Origin of the sequence: Sporosarcina sp. FSL K6-5500 (assembly GCF_038005665.1) — a bacterium.
Classification (GTDB): domain Bacteria; phylum Bacillota; class Bacilli; order Bacillales_A; family Planococcaceae; genus Sporosarcina; species Sporosarcina psychrophila.
This window is the reverse complement of record NZ_JBBOTP010000001.1, coordinates 1,025,081-1,043,139: the sequence shown is the minus strand read 5'-3', so window position 1 is coordinate 1,043,139 and position 18,059 is coordinate 1,025,081. Positions and strand designations below refer to the sequence as shown.

Sequence of the window (18,059 nt, the reverse complement as noted above, 5' to 3'; positions counted from 1 at the left end):
TCTATTATACCGCTTTTCTCCAGTGAGCGGAAATGAAGTTATTCCATATCTTGTTCTTTTGTTTGTTTATCTATAAAAGTAAAGAGCATATTCGTTAAAAAGCCGAAGAAGGAGTGAGGAATTGGAGAAGATTGTTCTATACGTACCTGATTTGGAGTCTCAGTTTCATCATAATAAAGAGTTTCAAGAAAGTATTACTCCATTATCATGCACGATTTCGCCCATCATTAATCATATCATCTACGAATCTGTGGAACGTAAATTATATTTTCGCTCGGTGGCATTTGGAACGATGGAATTTCAGTTTGTGCTGCTCGACTTTAGGCGTAACAATATTGTGTTCGTGAGAAAGAGGGATTCTCCCGGAGATGTAAACTGTGGCGTATATGAATGGTTATCATCATTGAAATTTCAATTCGAGCCAAGAAAGATGTCATTTGTAATGGAAAGGCCAAACGATAATTATGTGTTGCGGCAACATATATAGATGAATAGCATACTATAATAATAAACTGTTCACAAACTAGCCACAGTTGTGATAAACTAATAACAATCAGAATATTCTATATTGGAGGGGAGAAAGATGCTATCAGTTCAACGAATGACACCATTTTACACGAGTCAAGAAGATTTTCAACTCAGACTAGTGTTTGCTTATCAATACTTTTCCATTCTTAAAGGGGGGGACGTATTTCAATTCATCCCGTCAGAGGGAAAAGAAATTGTCATTAATACCAAGAGTTTGCAAGTCGAAAACCTCGGCGAAGTATTCGTTTTCCAACGGGGGAACCGATTTATTCGATTACCGCTCTACCAATTGCTCCTTATTTCAGATCTTCATATCCATTTGACCACTATTCTTGAAGGAACGATGGGGCTGGAAATGGAAGTAGAGACGCTAGAAGTCGTAACATTAGAAGCGGTGGGTATCATTGAACAACTGGAAGCCGATAACAGGTTGCGCATGATTGATTATGCACTCGAAACAGACAACATACAAATGTTCAATGAACTGACGGAAGGACTGCAGCAAAATTGAAAAGTGAAACTTAACAAACACCTGTCGTTAGCGGTTAACGGTAGGTGTTTTTTTATTGCCCTGGCACCTTATATAGTTCAACCTGTAATGAAGTAAAGAGCCACAATGAAAATGGTGGAACCTGTCAAACCAAAAAGAATGTCTTGCCATGTGAATGCAGAAATTCCCTCTTTATTCATAGCTATCCGCCCCTTTGTCGATTTCCCGGGAAATAAGCCGGTATTTATTCCCCAATAAATCATTCAGTTTTAGTAGAAAGTATAATTTTTTGACTTAGAATAGTGTCTAGCTCTAGCTCTAGCTCTAGCTCTAGCCCCTCGAGTCGCTTCAGTCCTGAAGTTAAAGGCAAATTGCGCCTTTATCTTCAGACCCTCAGCGCTTGTCGGGTCTACCAGGCGCCTTCCGCTTTTCTTATTGTCTAGACTCCAGGCGCCAGCCGCTCGGGTCATAAGCAATCCAGCTATGTAGCAAAGAGCGCTACGTCGCTGGATCGACTTATGCCCGTCACGTCTACCAGGCGCTTCTGCTTTTCTTAGAAGAATGGACAAAAAGTGCGCTTCTTAAACATGTTTTATATGTTTCTGCAACCCATTAAAGAAGGATAATAGTAAAAAAACATTGCTTACTAGCATCCAAACATTGCAAATCTCTCAATTTTTGCTAAAGTAATCATAGTAGATCAATTACGTCTCGGCGTAAATTCGCTTGGATTTTGGATTGCGCTTGAGCACGTCCAGTATCCGTGCTTAGGAGTTCGGGTCATAAGTCAAAGCTACTCTGTGGCAAAATCCGTCACGATGCATCTTCATCTTATGCCTGTCGACCCTAAGCTTTTGAGAGATTATCTCGTTTCAAAATTTGTACTATCCGCCGTGGGCTTAGGTCGACGGGGAGGAATTGTAGTTTAATCTTCTTTGTTAAGGTGACTTCATCAAATTCAGCAATAGTGAGCAGAAAGGGATTACCGTAATGTTTTTTGACTTTAAGTTTTGGCATTTCTTGACGAATCCACATCAGCTGGCAAACCAACTTGAAAATTCTTCAATGCGCGGCTTCAAAAAACGTGTGTTATTCATAGCTTTTTTCGGTGTTCTTTTATTCGCCGTTCGTGATATATGGGGAATGAATACAGAGTCAATCACAGCACTCCTTTCCACAATGACCACAACAGACTATACAATTGCACGATATGTATCAGTACTTGGTGCACTCATGTGGGCCCTTATGTATATGGCGTTTCATTTCTTTGGTTTTGCATACATATTAAGTCGATTGACGGCAATTCCGTTTAAAAAGTTATTACCTTTACAACTACTTGTGACGGGTATTCTATTACTCGAGAAAGCAGTTTTGCTTCTTGTCTTTACGATGAAGGGAGCAACAACAAGTGTTTCATTCCTATCATTTGGTCCACTTGCGCTAACATTTCTCGATTCCTGGTATATCATTCTATTCCTCAATCAATTGACAGTGACAACTGCACTTATCATTGCACTTCAATCACGGTTTATCGGTGCGTATACGGGTCATACCGAACGCAAAGGGTTTATCTGGATACTTATAGGAATCCACGTAGCAATGGCCCTTATAGTTGCGGCTATTGGATTTATTCCACTAGAAAGCTTGTTCCATTCCTTTGTAGAAGGGGGTGTTGGTAGTGAATAAAGTGACGAATATTGCTATTGCTGTCGCAATCAGTGCATTTCTAGCAGTGAATTTTTATCTGCTATTTTCCGATAAAAGCGTCATCACCAAATCAGTATATGTCGAACGCTATGAACGTATGACAAGCAGTGATCACAGAGAAGAGCTCGCTAAAGAAGGCTTTGTTGCTCCCGAAGAAACCTATATAGTATACGTCGGTAATGACGATACGGTAGATTCGTGGCTAGTTAAAGAAGGCGATCCCGTTACAGTGGGGGAAGAAATTGCTATTCTACAAACAGAACGTGCAGAAGGACAGCGCGCTGTATGGGAAGCCGAACGCGAGGCTCTTCAACAACAGACATCATCTGTTCGAAGCATGATATCAGGTCTTGAGTCTGAGCGGGAGGAAGCTCAATCGGATAGTTCTTCGAATGTGAATCGTAAAGATAACGTGTCGGAAAATACAACCGACAAAAAAGTGGAAGTAGGACTGAATGTTGATGTCCAGGTAGATGTGAAGCAGGACGGATCATTTGCACAGGCAATCGCAGCGGCTGAACAGGATCTTGCAGAAATTGAACGCCAGCAAACAGTTGTTGAGGCGCAATTATCACAAAATCCAGGGAGACCTGCTCTAATTAGCCCTGTTGACGGTATAGTTTCTAAAGTAACGCGTACCGGTTCCACGCTGTCAGTTGATATTTTCAGCTCACAAAAAGTGATTGTCACATATGCAAAAAATGACGAGTGGCAAAAAATTCGAAATGGTGATCAGGTCTTAATCCAAGGGGATAGCATCGAAAATGCAGTAGAAGGAACGGTTCTTTCTGTTTCCGAGGCACCTGCAATCGACAACGAATGGCTCCAAGCCTACAAAGAACTCGACGAAACCAAAGTGAAGAATCCACTTGCTTATTATGAAGTACGAATTTTGACGGATGCTACTGATCAATCGGTGCCATTTGGAACAAATGTCAATGCAATCGTTATTGTCAATGAAGCGCTGGATGTCACTTCGGTGAAAGAAAAGTGGCTTCATGACTTGTACAAAGAAACGGCGTATGCATGGATAATTGATAATGAAGGTCGTGCTAAACAAGTGGCCATTGCGACACCGTTCACATGGGAAACTCGGGCGGTCGTGTCGCAAGGTCTCAATCTTGGAGATGTAGTTGTTTATGAACCTGAACTTGCTACGTATGGATATGCACCTACGGTATTCATGTCATTGCCTACAGAGTTGCCTTCAAAAAAACAATGGAGAGCATTCGGGTGGAAAAATTACGTGAAATATATACTTATAAGATGACATCAGAACCCCGAATCTTCGGGGTTTTTTGATGCTCTACTATTCTTTCGTTACGAAACTGTAATAGGAATGTAGCAATTGAAAGGTTTTAGAAGAACTAGGAAGGGTATTTTCAATACTAGCTAGCCAAATAGCTTATTGAAAAATACTAGGAGGCGTTATGAGATGGTAACACGACATGTAGTTGGCTATTATGATACAGAAACTGAAGCAATCGCGGCAATTGAAGATTTAAAAAGACAAGGATATGTGTCAGATGACATATCTGTTATGAGTAAACATACAGCAAATGCGGATGTTATTGCAGAAGAAACAGGAACATATGCAGCAGATGGTGCAGCCACAGGGGCAGCAACTGGCGGAATTCTAGGAGGACTTGGCGGCGTGCTCGCGGGAATCGGTGCACTCGCAATACCAGGAATTGGCCCAATCATCGCAGCTGGCCCAATTGTAGCAGGCATTACTGGCGCAGCTGCCGGAGCGGGAGTTGGCGGACTAGCCGGAGCACTTATCGGCATGGGTATCCCTGAAGAAGAAGCGAACCGCTACAACGATTACTTCAATGAAGGAAAAATCCTTGTCCTTCTTGATGGTGACTATTCAAGACCGAATGATCGATTTCCCCCAATCGTCTAATGTCATATAAATGCAGACAGCCACCCAATTTTAGTTGGGTGGCTGTCTATTTGTGGTTCGGAGGCTGACAGGGGGAAGTTGTACATATGATTGGTTGGCAAGGAGATATGATTGGTCATGCAGCGATTATGATTGGTCGTGTAGATATATAATTGTTCTTGCAAAAGATATGATCGGTTTACAAGTTATATAGTCGGTTGGTCGTGATATATGATCGTTTTCCCACTTTGTAGTGCGTTAAATTTATTGATTTTCATTGAAAATTTTATGATCTGTCGCACGTCGTTTCAGAAAAGCAGAAATTAGAGTGCTAGGACCATTGAATGGTTTCCACTATTATCCATAAATCGTATGGACTACTATTCTTTGATTCTTACGAAGTCCCTTTGAACGATTTTTTCAATAACGCATGATTTTCCCCGAAATACACGTTTTGTATCATATTAAATCTATTTTTATTATGATAGATTCTTTATGTCGCACTATTTAATTAAGTGTGAATAAACGGGTAAAGGGGAGATGGGATTTGAAGAGGGGTAATTTCACTAAATTTTTCAGTGCATTTTTAGCTCTTGCAATGGTGCTTTCACTACTAACGCCATTCACAGCATCGGCAAATGCAGAAAAGGCAAAACCATTCAAGCCGAATAATCACAGCGAAAGCATTATGCAACAGAAAGCAGCTATCGCCGAACAATTAAATCTGTTGGATGGTGGTTCCAAGTTACACAAAGACTTACAAGGGTTAACTGGAAATGGACAAGTCGCAGTTATTGTTCATTTATCCGAAAAGCCAGTTGCACTTGAACAGGGGATTAAAGAGTTAGCGGGGAAAACATTCACTTCTGCAGAAGCAACGGCAGTGAAAAAGAAAGTGAAAACGCAACAGACAGCTATGAAAAAAGAGATGCAAGTGAAAAACATTAATTTTACTGAGAAATTCGCGTACGATACTGTACTAAATGGTTTTTCTGCGACTGTACAAGCAGGAGATCTTGAAAAGTTACTAGCTATTAAAGGTGTTACATTAATTGAACCGGATACTGAAGTGCATGCATTTGAAGCTCCAGTTTCATCTGGAACAGTAGATGCGAATATGAACACCAGCATTTCATTCCTAGGAATTGAAAGGCTTTGGGCTGAAGGAATTGAAGGACAAGGGATTAAAGTCGCTGTACTTGATACAGGAATTGATAAAGATCACCCTGACTTTGCTGGTATTTATAAAGGCGGAAAGAACTTCATTCCAAATTCTGCTACTTATACAAGAACCCGTGCAGATAATGATGCATCGGAAACGTCACCTGTTGAACGACCAGCAGGAACGCCTGAATTTAGCGCAACTGGAAGCGCTTTCTATACATCACATGGTACGCACGTGGCAGGAACAATTGCTGCAATCGGGGCGAATCCGTACGGAGTTAAAGGGATTGCACCGAAAGTAGATCTTTACGCATACCGCGTTCTGGGAGCTTACGGTAGCGGATCTACTTCGGGAATCATCGCGGCAATTGAAGAGTCAGTTAAACAAAAGATGGATGTTATCAATCTTTCCCTTGGTGGGGGAGCAAATTCTGAAACTGACGGAGGTTCATTTGCCATCAATAATGCGATGATGGCCGGAACGATTTCCGTAATCGCAACAGGAAACTCGGGTCCGAAACGTGGAACGATGGGTACACCGTCGACAGCACGTCTTGGAATTGCAGTTGGCAACACAACGAATCCTGAAGCAAATTTTGACAGCAACGTACATGTAACAGTCGGAGACTACCAATTATCAAAAACCATCAACTTAATGGGAACTACATTTGGAGCAGATTTAACAACACAATTGGCGGGTGAATATGAAGTCCTAGCAGTGCCTGGAATGGGTACTAAAGCTGACTATAACGGACTAGACGCTAACGGGAAAGTAGCACTTGTCTCACGAGGAGATATCGCATTCGTCGACAAAATTGCCGTCGCCAAAGAAGCAGGCGCAATTGCAATTCTTATCCATAACTTTGCAGGCGGTTCAAATGCACCGAACGCTTCTGGAACATTCTTAGGAGATGCATTTGAATTCATTCCAGCTTATGATTTGTCACAAACAGACGGAGATGCAATTCGTGCAGCTCTTAAAGGCGGTCAAGGAACTGTAACGTTCAGTAATTTCAATAAAACAATGACAATTGGTGATAATGTCAACGATTCCAGTTCACGTGGACCGTCGACTCCAAACTTTGATATCAAACCAGACGTTAGTGCGCCTGGAACGAATATCATGTCAACAATTCCAATGTACAAAGCAGATTTTCCAGCTGCAAGTTATGAAGAAGCTTTCACACGTAAAACTGGTACATCAATGGCAACACCGCATATTGCAGGAATTGCAGCACTTGTTAAGCAAGCAAATCCAGGTTGGAGTGCTTTTGACGTGAAAGTCGCGCTATCCAACAGTGCAAAAATTTTAGACACGACCAAATACGATGTCATGTCTCAAGGAGCAGGACGTGTGCAAGCTTATGCAGCAGCACATCCGACTATCCTTGCATATGCAATGGATGAGGCAGTGTTGGATACAAGCGGTGAAATTGTCGACAATATTAAAGGGACAGTCACTTTCGGTCCTCAATCAATCAAAGAAAAAAACATTTCCGTTACAAAAGACATTCTTGTAAAAGATATGAAAGGTAACGGAGGAAATTATAATGTAACCGTCGATGTTACGAAATCATTCGAAGATGCAAAAGTGACCGTCGACAAATCAGCATTCACATTGAATGGTGAGCAATTGTTAACAGTTACATTAACGGCTTCGAAAAAAGCAAACGCACCACCAGGTTCCGAAATTCTGGGCTATATTCACATTAACGGTGAAGGCACTGAAGTTTCATTACCATTCGCAGCGGAGTTTGGCGGAGCACCGGCATCTGCATTTGAAAACTTCGCAATCACGGAAACAGATCTTTCATTCAACAATGACGGTATAAAAGACTCGGCTGTTCTGTCATTTAAACTGACAGGCGATGTCACAACAAATTACATCGAACTATGGGATATCATGGATCCTGAAGGTGGAGAATATGGAGACGGCTATATCGGCTACTTACATGCAGGTACTTCGCTCGCAGCCGGTTCTTACACGCTTAACGTGGCAGGAAATTACAAACCTTGGACTGAAGGTGCAGCTCAAACAACAATTCCTGATGGACTCTACACAATTGACTTCACTGGACAAACAGTTTCAGGCGAACCAGCAATTCTTAGTGGCTACGTTGGTCCGGTCGTCGTGAAATCTGAAGCCGGTACAATTGAAGGAGCACTTAAAGGTACAGCTGCAACAGGTAAAATCATTGACAAGTATATTGACTACCAAGCTGAACTTGTAAACTATGATTTAGGTTATGACGTAAATACGAAACTCAAAGCAAGTTACGAAGTGATGGAAAACGACACGGTGAAATCGTCCGGTCCTGTTAAATTAGCACAAGACGGATCATTTACAATCGACGTTGGTACGTTAACAAAAGATAACAGTGTCAAAGTGAAATATGTTGACGCTGCAGGCAATGCCGCAGAAAAAGTACTAGTCGATGATGGAACCGGCGTCAAGTATTCTGTGGATAAAGAAGAACTAGCACTGCAAGTAGGCGGTACAGAAAACCTAACAGTAACTGAAACAACAACAAAAGCGGACGGAACAAAAGAAGACAAAAATGTCACAGCAGAAGCAACATTCGTGTCTGCTGATGAAAAAATTGTAACAGTTAAAAATGGTGCAGTAACAGCAGTCGCCGCAGGTAAAACAGCAATCACAGTAAGCTACAAAGAATTCACAGCAACAATCGCAGTCGAAGTGGCAGCGAAAGATGGTCAAGACCAAGTTACGTATTCTGTAAGCAAAACGAATCTTACAATAGGCGTTGGTCAACAAGAACAACTCTTCGTCACACAAAAAACGACAAAGGCTGATGGTTCAGTCGTTGAAAAAGACGTAACAGGAACAGTGAATTATGATGTCGTCAACAGCGATATTGCAAAATTCGAGAAAGGTCTCATCACAGCACTTGCGGCAGGTAAAACGCAAGCACGCGTCATGGTTCCAGGACAAGAAGATATGTACGCTTACCTTGAAGTGACAGCAGCACCGCAAGATCAGGTTACTTATTCAGTTAGTAAAAAGAACCTAACAATCGGTGTTGGCCAATCAGAACAATTTTACGTCACCCAAACGACGACAAAAGCGGATGGCACAGTCACTGAAAAAGATCTCACAGGAAATGGCAGCTACAATGCAGTCAACAATAAAGTTGCTACAGTCAAAAAAGGACTCGTAACAGCACTTGCAGAAGGCCAAACACAAGTGCGCGTCATGATTCCAAACGAGGAAGCCATCTACGTTTACGTTGAAGTAGTGAAACTTCCTCAGGATATCATTACGTACAAAGTGAATAAAACAAATGTGAAAATGAATGTCGGCGACCAATTACAGTTGAAAGTGACAGAAACAACGCTGACTCCGAAAGGACAAACGAGCAAAAAAGACGTCACAGCAACAACTTCATTCAAAGTCGTCAACAATAAAATTGCAAAAGTTCAAAAAGGTCTAGTCACAGCGATTACAGGAGGTCAAACACAAGTACTTGTCACAATCCCAGATCAGGATCCAATCCTTGTCTACCTGAACGTGAAAGGCGACGTACTAACTTATTCAGTGGATAAAAACAGCGTCGCACTTAAAGCAGGCGCAACTGAACAATTAACAGTAATAGAAAAAATAACAAAAGCTGACGGCTCTGTCAATGAGAAAAACGTGACAGCAGATTCTAAATTTAAATCTGCGAATTCTAAAGTCGTCACATTAAGTAAAGGGTTAGTCACAGCAGTCGGATCAGGAGAAACGGTCATTACAGTTTCACACCCGAACTTCACAACGACAGTCACAGCGATTGTCGAACAAGACGTAATAATCACAACAGAATTGATCACAAACCCAGCAGCACTTGAATTGGTAGTCGGGGAATCTTCTCGCATTTCAGTTCAATCGATTGAAACGAAAAATGGTGAGGCGACATCGACAGACGTGACAGAAATTGCTGCATATAGCGGGTTCGATTCAACTGTCATCGATGTTCAGCAAGGCCAAATCATTGCAGTCGGCGCTGGAGAAACAACAATCACAGCTTCTTATGGCAATGACGTTGCAACCATTTTCGTCAAAGTCGAAATGGTTTCAGTACCGGAAGCGCCTGAGGTACCTGAGTCACCAGGAGCTCAGAAATATAGTGTTTCTGAAGCAGAAATTGCAGCTTATGTGAACGATAAACAGGCAAAAGAAATCTTCATTGCACTACCTGAAAATGGAGAGGAAATCGCAATCGAATTCAACTCAACAATCCTAAATACAATCGTTAATGCTAAGAAAGGCTTAGTCGTCACTAGAGGCGAAACGTCATTCTTCTTCTCGAAAAAAGCAGTCGAGAAACTTATGCAACAAGCTGGCGGTGATGCTACAATCACGTTAAGCGAAGCAAATGCATCTTCTATTGCAGATGCAATTTCAGAAAACTTTATCGTTAATCTTGAGGGCGGTACTGGCGATAATCGATTTGCGTTGAATCAATTCAATGAAAAAATCGAAATCGTTCTCCCGATAGACGCGTCTAAAGTGATCAAGAACAACAAAATAGCGGTACGAGATCTACATTCAACTAATACGATAAAAGCGAAATACAACAATGGAGTACTTGAATTCACAGCGACTGGTCCAGGTAGTTTCGTTGTGATCAATACTTCCACAGCGAACCGCGCAGGTAACTTTGTTGCTATCAGCTATTAATTTAAAAAAGGAGCTCATTGAGTTTGATATGCTCCCCCATTAGGTAGATAGATTAAAAATAAAAGCTGGACTAAAGATTTTTTTAGTTCAGCTTTTATTTCACTTAATAAAAAACAATTTAACTTCTTCCTATTACAATCTAAAAACTCTATCATGAGACGAGTTTTAGACCTATTGCAGCACCTAAGACCATGCCTATAAAAATAAGTCTTCTCCAATCTTTTGATTCACCATATAAAAGCATACCTAAAATTGCTCCACCAGACGCACCAATTCCTGTCCAAATTGCATAAGCCGTACCCATAGGAAGTGTTTTCATTGAATAAGCAAGAAACACAAAACTAGCTCCAAACGCGAGAGTTAGAAATAGCACCGATTGCCAATTACGGTCTTTATGCAATTTACTTATCATTACAACACCAAACATTTCAAATAAACCTGCAACAATCAAAGAAACCCACGCCATTAAGATTCAGCTCCTTCTTTATCGCTATCTTGAGTCACTAATTTCAAACCAACGACTCCACCTAATAAAACCAAAATTAAAAGCACTTTTGCTAATTTAAATGGTTCATCAAAAAATATGATGTCGGAAAAAACTGTTCCTGCTGTACCTAGTCCAACAAAAACCGCATAGACAGTTCCAACAGGTAGTTTTTTTCCAGCCATAATCATTAAATAAAAACTAACGATAATAGCAATAATTGTTCCAGTCCAAGTCCAAAAGTCATTTGCATGTTTTAATCCAATAACCCAAAAAACTTCGAAAAAAGCAGCGATTATTACTTTAACCCAATCTGTATTCATTTAACTAACACCTCCGTTTATCTTTATTCAGCAGAAGACTCTCACCTCCAAAGGTGGAAGATGAATGCGGTTTTGTTTTCCTGTTCAGCGGGTATGCAATCGCCCGCTGAACAAAGATAAAGCCTCCGGCGGATGTCACAGATTTTGAAAGGAGTCAATCGAGCAAGCTCGATTCAAAATCTGGACGCAATTACGCCGAGGCGTAATTGATATTCTTCCCCAAAAAACAAAAAAAGCCCAAGAGATAACTGTTAAAAAACAGTTCCTCCCAGGCTTTTATCCTTCCGTGACACAGCATAGCTGTGAGTTTTCTCTCGGACCAGACCAACATTGACAGTTGCGGAACCCTAGAAAACATTCAAAGTATGTAATTACCTTGTATTATACACACTTTTAAATCGTAGTCAATTGTACAACATTATAAACAAGACATGATTTTAATTTACCTCATGTACAATCACTTGTCCTTAATGGTCCAAAGTAGGCTGCTTTTTTTATCCATTTTATTTGAAGATTAAGCGCTATAAAAAAGGGTATTAAATAGTATAAGGAGAATTACTACTAAACAAAGGACAATAACCGAAAAAAAGGAAGTGCACCCATGACAAGCTGGAATACAGAAGCGATCGAATTACTTGAAAGGAAACCGAAGCAACAAAATTGGGGAGCAAGAAGAGCCGCAAAAGATAAGAAATATAAATCATCCTCCCAATTAGTGGATGATTACATCGTACTCGATTTTGAAACGACGGGTTTGCGTGCTGGCGCTGATAAAATCATTCAAATTGGTGCCATTAGGTATGTAAATCATGAAGTGAAAGACATGTTTAATACGTTCATCAACCCCTTCCGTCATATCCCAGAGACAGTTACACGACTTACAGGCATTTCAAACGAAACAGTTGAATTGGCACCGAGTATCAATCAAAAAATTGAAGAACTACTCGAATTCATCGGAGATTTACCAATCATTGCTCACAATGCATCGTTTGATATGGGTTTCCTTTATGCACTCGACAACATCGATGGCATAAGCATTCCCGAGTATATCGTCATCGATACCGTCAAACTAGCTAGAAAAAAAATCACCGAAGCCCCCAACCATAAACTAACCACATTGACAGAATTTCTACAGCTCGAACACGATGCCCATGATGCCATCGGAGATTGTGTGGCAACAGCAGCCATTTATCAATATTGCGTGAAAAAGCATTTTTAAAATAAACTCGCATAATCTACTAAGTCGGCTCTGACTGGCGGCGGATTTTTGTTAAGGTAAGAACAGGAAATTAAATGAATGGAAAGGGGGAAATTAAAGTGAGGAAAAATGTGTGGGCCATCTGTACAGCATTAGTTATAAGTTTAGTTTACGGCACAATTGTAGGCGAGGCAGAGGTGAAAAAGCCGACACATTACATAGGACTTCATGATCGATTATTGGACTTTAAAGACGTCCAGGTCATCGATAACGATATGAAGATCCCACTTAGCGAAATCACAAAAGTACTCTACATCCCAGTAGAAAAAGAAGAAGGCATCACTTATCTTCGAAAAAGAGGCACCGTTATCAGCTATGATGCTTCAACAAAATTGACATCGAAAGACGGTGTGGAACTCAGTTGGACTCCAATCGTCGACGTCAACGGCACGCTTTTCATTAGCGCAAAATACATCGCAAAAGTGACGGGATTCAAAGTAGAATACATCCAAAAAATGAAAACGTTGCGTATTTATCGTGATGACTACGAGCATATGAGCCATGCAGATTACGAAAAACATGTTAAACAATTGTTGGATAAAAAACAGCCGGCCAAACCACCAGTTAAGCCAGAAAAGCCTGGAGCGAAATCCGAAACAACGATCTACTTGACCTTTGATGACGGTCCCAATAAATTCACAACAATCAACAACGCAACACTGAAAAAATATAACATCCACGGTACATTCTTCTTCCTAGGAAAACACATGAAAAAAAACGAGGACATCGTTAAAACAGTAGCTGCCGATGGTAACTACATTGGAACGCACAGCATGACACACGACAAAGACAAAGTATATAAATCCACAAAATCATTCATCGATGAAATGACCGAAGGAACCAAACTCATCAACAAAATGACCGGCAACGATGCTAAACTACTCCGTGTTCCATACGGCAGCAAACCGCACGTCACACCGGCCATGAAAAAAGAGCTCAACCAATACAACTACAAAATGTGGGACTGGGACGTCGACTCCAATGACTGGAAATACACCGACAAAGAAGCTGATAAAATCGTTAAAAACGTCCGTGACGGTGTCGATAAAGCCAATAAATCCGGCGACCGTAACATCATCGTCCTGCTACACGACCGCAGTCAAACAGCAAAAGCCCTACCAGAAATCATCGAATGGCTACAAAAAGAAGGCTATACCATCAAAACATACGAACCCGAGCACCACATCATCCAAAACTTCCTGAGCGACACCACATTATAACCAAAAAACCGCCTCTTGCAGGCGGTTTTTATGTGCGATCATATCTCTCACGCAACCGAGCATATCCACAGGCAATCGATTATATCTCCCACGCAACCGAGCATATCCTCAGGCAATCGATCATATCTCTCGCGCAACCGAGCATATCCACAGGCAAGCGATCATATCTCTCACGCAACCGATCATATCTCCCATTCAATCGAGCATATCCTCGGGCAAGCGATTATATCTCCCGCGTCCCCGAGCATATCCTCATGCAATCGATCATATCTCTCGCGTAACCAAGCATATCCTCATGCAATCGATCATATCTCCCGCAGAACCGAGCATATCCTCAGGCAATCGATTATATCTCTCACGCAACCGAGCATATCCTCATGCAATCGATCATATCTCCCATTCAACCGAGCATATCCTCAGGCAACCGATCATATCTCTCGCGCAATCGATCATATCTCCCGTGCAACCAAGCATATCCCCAGGCAAGCAATCATATCTCCCGCAGAACCGAGCATATCTCAGCGCGAGCAATCCAAAAATAATTAGAAAGGAAGCTTTTGGCCACGGCCAAAAGCAGATTTAAGTCAAACGCATAGATCTAAAATCATACCACCCGCCAAAGCGGGAAACCGATCATATAGGATGTTGAACCAATCATATAACCTGTTCAACCAAGCATATACCTATGCTACCGATCATATCTCCAATTGAACCGGGCATAACCCTGAGCAACCAATCATAAACCCCACAGAACCGAGCATATCCTAAGCCCAACCAATCATATCCAGCGCCCGACCAGCCAACGGTAAATCAATACACCGCCCACCAAAAAGAGCAAGTGCTCAAATCTCAAATATATACCCAAAAACCCTATCAAATATCAATCATGCCACTGTTTAACAAATACATAATTCGGCTTTGGCGAAAAGTATATAAAACCACCAAAAATTCTGATATCATTTTTAAGAGGTGATAAAAAATTGATTTATAAACAAAGAGCAATGCCGAAAATACTAATTGGATTAAGTGCATTAATGCCCCGATTACAGCCGTCACATGCCGAAATGCTTAGAGTCAGAGAGGACTTTCGAATACGAAAAGCAGGCTATGGTGGGGAGCAACACTTTGACAAGCATCTACTAGAATTCAAACCCCATTATCCACACGCTATCTTGCACGACGTCTGCTTGAAACAGAACGGCGTTTATTTTCAGATGGATTCGGTACTTATTACGCCAGCTTTCATTCTTATTATCGAAGTGAAAAACATTGCTGGGAAAATTATCGTGAAATCAAACCCCACACAGTTCATCCAAGAATCCCCGACAGGTGAACGAAAAGTGTTGAGCAACCCCATCGCTGAGCTCAATCGCAAGCAATTATTTCTCAATGAATGGCTCAAGCAAAGGAAGATCGATATCCCGATTAGCGGACTTGTTACTTTCGCATTCACCAATGAGTTAATCTTCGAAAACGTTCCCGAAACTAAAATCACATTCACCAATGAAACTCCGACTTATTTGTATTCCTTATCCATCGATAAAGAAATCATAAGCAAAGATACTATACAGAAATTAGCATTTGAATTAAGAAATAACCATCAAGAATATGATCCTTTCCCGTTAACCAAATTGATGAATATATCCCCAATTGATATTTTACCCGGAGTCATTTGTCCGGCATGCAACACTAGAGGGATGAGGTGGAAGCCAAGAAAATGGGCATGTCCAACGTGTAATCATACTGGACCTGACTGTCATATTGCGGCGCTTGCAGATTGGAGATGTCTCATGGGCAACCGAATAACCAACAGGGAATTCAGGAGTTTCATGTTGCTAAATGACAGACAAGTAACAACGAGATTCCTTGCCCGATCCGGACTATCACACGAAGGAAAGGGGAAAGGTAGTTTTTATATCATGAATGAAAATACAAATAAGCATGAGTCGGCGCTTCATGAACTTTGAAGCGCTTTTCTACGAATAAAACTAGTAATCCGTCCAATGAAAACAACATTTAAACTAGTAACCAATTATAACTAGCGCCAAACCAAGCATATCCCCGGCCAAGCAATCATATCTCCCATCCAACCGATCATATCCCCAGCCAAGCAATCATATCTCCCATGCAACCGAGCATATCCCAAGCCAAGCGATCATATCTCCCATCCAACCGAGCATATCCCAAGCCAAGCGATCATATCTCCCATCCAACCGAGCATATCCCAAGCCAAGCGATCATATCTCCCAAGCAACCGAGCATATCCCAAACCAAGCAATCAAATCTCCCATGCAACCGAGCATATCCCAAGCCAAGCGATCAAATCTCCCAAGCAACCGAGCATATCCCAAACTAAGCAATCAAATCTCCCATGCAACCGAGCATATCCCAAGCCAGGCGATCATATCCCACATACAACCGATCATATTCCAAGCCAAGCAATCATATCTCCCAAACAACCGAGCATATCCCAAGTCAACCGATCATATCTCCCATCCAACCAATCATATCCCCACATCCCACACCCAAAAGAAACTTCGCCTCCCTAAACACCTCCATCTCCAGTATAATAAACTCACAGAACTATCCAACATCAAAGGGGGAACCACCAATGGACTACCTTTACAACCCAAATCCATCCATACGCCATACCGCCTTCGCAAAAAACGGCATGGTCGCAACCTCACAGCCACTCGCCGCACAAGCAGGCATTGAAATTATGCGCAGGGGAGGCAACGCAATCGATGCGGCAATCGCGACCGCGGCTGCACTTACCGTCGTCGAACCAACATCAAACGGTATCGGCGGCGACGCATTCGCCCTCGTTTGGGTCAACAACAAACTGCATGGCCTCAACGCTTCCGGCCCGGCACCGCAATCTCTCACAATCGACGCCGTAAAAGCGCAAGGCCACGACAAAATGCCAGTCTATGGCTTGACGCCAATCACCGTCCCAGGAGTACCCGCAGCATGGGCGGAACTCGCACGTAAATTTGGCAATCTACCATTGAAAGAATCACTCGAACCAGCCATCCGCTACGCCGAAGAAGGCTACCCGCTCACACCAATTCTCGGTAAATACTGGAACGCCGCCTACAAAAAATACCGCACTTCATTCACAACAGAAGAATTCGACGCATGGTTCACCACATTCGCGCCCGACGGCAGAGCACCAGAAATCGGTGAACTTTGGAAATCACCAGATCACGCCGCCACACTACAATCCATTGGGGAGTCAAATGGAGAATCCTTCTACACGGGGGAACTAGCCGACAAAATCGACACCTTCATGCAACAACACGGTGGCTTTCTCACAAAATCTGATCTGGCAAACTACCAGCCGGAATGGGTAGAACCCATCTCTACAAACTACCGCGGCTACGACGTTCACGAAATTCCGCCAAATGGCCAAGGCATGATCGCACTAATGGCACTCAACATCCTATCGGAAATGAACAGCCCAGTGCCGCACGACACACAATCACTTCATGAACAAATTGAGTCTATGAAGCTTGCATTCACAGACGGACAAGCATTCATCACGGAACCAACCGATATGCCAATTAAACCCGAACACCTTCTATCCAAAACGTACGCACAACAACGCGCCGCCAAAATCACAGCAACCGCAACATGTCCAGAACCGTATGAACTTCCAAAAGGCGGCACAGTTTACCTGGCAACGGCAGATGGGGAAGGCAACATGGTATCCTTCATCCAGTCAAATTACATGGGCTTTGGCTCGGGTATCGTCATTCCTGGCACAGGAATCGCACTCCAAAACCGTGGCGCCGACTTCTCGCTAGATCCAAATCACCCAAATGCACTAAAACCGGGCAAACGAACATTTCACACCATCATTCCAGGCTTCCTCACCAAAAACGGACAAGCCATCGGGCCATTTGGTGTCATGGGCGGATACATGCAACCGCAAGGCCATTTCCAAGTAGCCATCAACACAATCGATTATAAATTAAATCCACAAGCAGCCCTCGACGCACCGCGCTGGCAGTGGATAAAAGACAATCTAGTCCACGTCGAACCGGGCTTCCCGAACCATCTTGCCCAAGCACTGACAAGACTTGGTCACCAAATCCAGCCAACCCTTGACTCAGGCTCATTTGGTCGTGGCCAAATCATCTGGCGAAATCCTAAAACCGGCGTCCTATCAGGCGGCACCGAATCCCGAACCGACGGAGCAATCGCCGTCTGGTAAAATATTTCATCGAACCCGCATAAGAATTACTTAGGCGGCTACTACCGCGCTTTAAAAGGTGTATACTTAAGCATCATCAAACCCGTCACATAAGAAATAACGT

12 protein-coding genes and 1 riboswitch are annotated in these 18,059 nt (G+C 42.4%); of the genes, 10 read left to right on the top strand and 2 right to left on the bottom strand.

Annotation, left to right across the window (positions count from 1 at the left end; all coding sequences use genetic code 11):
• The first annotated feature begins 121 nt into the window (after positions 1–121).
• From MKX62_RS04475 to MKX62_RS04450, 6 genes are all read left to right on the top strand, one after another.
• Positions 122–487, top strand: a complete 366-nt coding sequence (locus tag MKX62_RS04475) for a hypothetical protein (protein WP_067213056.1) — start codon at positions 122–124, stop codon at positions 485–487.
• Positions 488–583: 96 nt separating this feature from the next.
• The gene (locus MKX62_RS04470; RefSeq protein ID WP_067213053.1) at positions 584–1,039 is read left to right on the top strand and encodes a transcriptional regulator; all 456 of its coding nucleotides are present in this window, start codon (positions 584–586) and stop codon (positions 1,037–1,039) included.
• A gap of 969 nt (positions 1,040–2,008) precedes the next feature.
• Positions 2,009–2,704 (top strand): hypothetical protein, encoded by a 696-nt coding sequence (locus MKX62_RS04465; protein ID WP_338654979.1) that lies wholly within the window; start codon positions 2,009–2,011, stop codon positions 2,702–2,704.
• The gene (locus MKX62_RS04460) at positions 2,697–3,995 is read left to right on the top strand and encodes an efflux RND transporter periplasmic adaptor subunit (RefSeq protein ID WP_340740890.1); all 1,299 of its coding nucleotides are present in this window, start codon (positions 2,697–2,699) and stop codon (positions 3,993–3,995) included. The genes MKX62_RS04465 and MKX62_RS04460 overlap by 8 nt, the downstream gene beginning before the upstream one ends.
• A gap of 165 nt (positions 3,996–4,160) precedes the next feature.
• Positions 4,161–4,631 carry a general stress protein gene (locus tag MKX62_RS04455; protein ID WP_067213042.1) on the top strand — a complete coding sequence of 157 codons (471 nt, stop codon included), beginning with the start codon at positions 4,161–4,163 and terminating at the stop codon, positions 4,629–4,631.
• Positions 4,632–5,157: 526 nt separating this feature from the next.
• Positions 5,158–10,455, top strand: coding sequence for a S8 family serine peptidase (locus tag MKX62_RS04450; protein WP_340740889.1), 5,298 nt, complete (start codon positions 5,158–5,160; stop codon positions 10,453–10,455).
• 151 nt (positions 10,456–10,606) lie between these two features.
• On the opposite strand, the gene MKX62_RS04445 is transcribed toward MKX62_RS04450, so the two are convergent.
• Complete coding sequence (locus tag MKX62_RS04445; protein WP_067213040.1) at positions 10,607–10,921, bottom strand: DMT family transporter; 315 nt, start codon at positions 10,919–10,921, stop codon at positions 10,607–10,609.
• Positions 10,921–11,262: a DMT family transporter gene (locus tag MKX62_RS04440; protein ID WP_187045909.1), complete on the bottom strand. Its 342-nt coding sequence runs from the start codon at positions 11,260–11,262 to the stop codon at positions 10,921–10,923. Before MKX62_RS04440 ends, MKX62_RS04445 begins: the two co-directional genes overlap by 1 nt.
• Positions 11,263–11,525: 263 nt before the next feature.
• Positions 11,526–11,624: riboswitch (guanidine-I (ykkC/yxkD leader) on the bottom strand.
• Positions 11,625–11,863: 239 nt separating this feature from the next.
• Here MKX62_RS04440 and MKX62_RS04435 point away from each other — a divergent pair.
• The 4 genes from MKX62_RS04435 (at position 11,864) to MKX62_RS04420 (ending at position 17,956) form a co-directional block, all read left to right on the top strand.
• Positions 11,864–12,481 carry a 3'-5' exonuclease gene (locus tag MKX62_RS04435; RefSeq protein WP_187045908.1) on the top strand — a complete coding sequence of 206 codons (618 nt, stop codon included), beginning with the start codon at positions 11,864–11,866 and terminating at the stop codon, positions 12,479–12,481.
• A 98-nt stretch (positions 12,482–12,579) separates the two neighbouring features.
• The gene (locus MKX62_RS04430) at positions 12,580–13,740 is read left to right on the top strand and encodes a polysaccharide deacetylase family protein (protein ID WP_340740888.1); all 1,161 of its coding nucleotides are present in this window, start codon (positions 12,580–12,582) and stop codon (positions 13,738–13,740) included.
• A 980-nt stretch (positions 13,741–14,720) separates the two neighbouring features.
• Positions 14,721–15,707, top strand: a complete 987-nt coding sequence (locus MKX62_RS04425) for a nuclease-related domain-containing protein (protein ID WP_340740887.1) — start codon at positions 14,721–14,723, stop codon at positions 15,705–15,707.
• Between the two features lie 644 nt (positions 15,708–16,351).
• On the top strand, positions 16,352–17,956 hold the full coding sequence (locus MKX62_RS04420; RefSeq protein WP_340740886.1) for a gamma-glutamyltransferase family protein: 1,605 nt from the start codon (positions 16,352–16,354) through the stop codon (positions 17,954–17,956).
• The last annotated feature ends 103 nt before the right edge of the window (positions 17,957–18,059 follow it).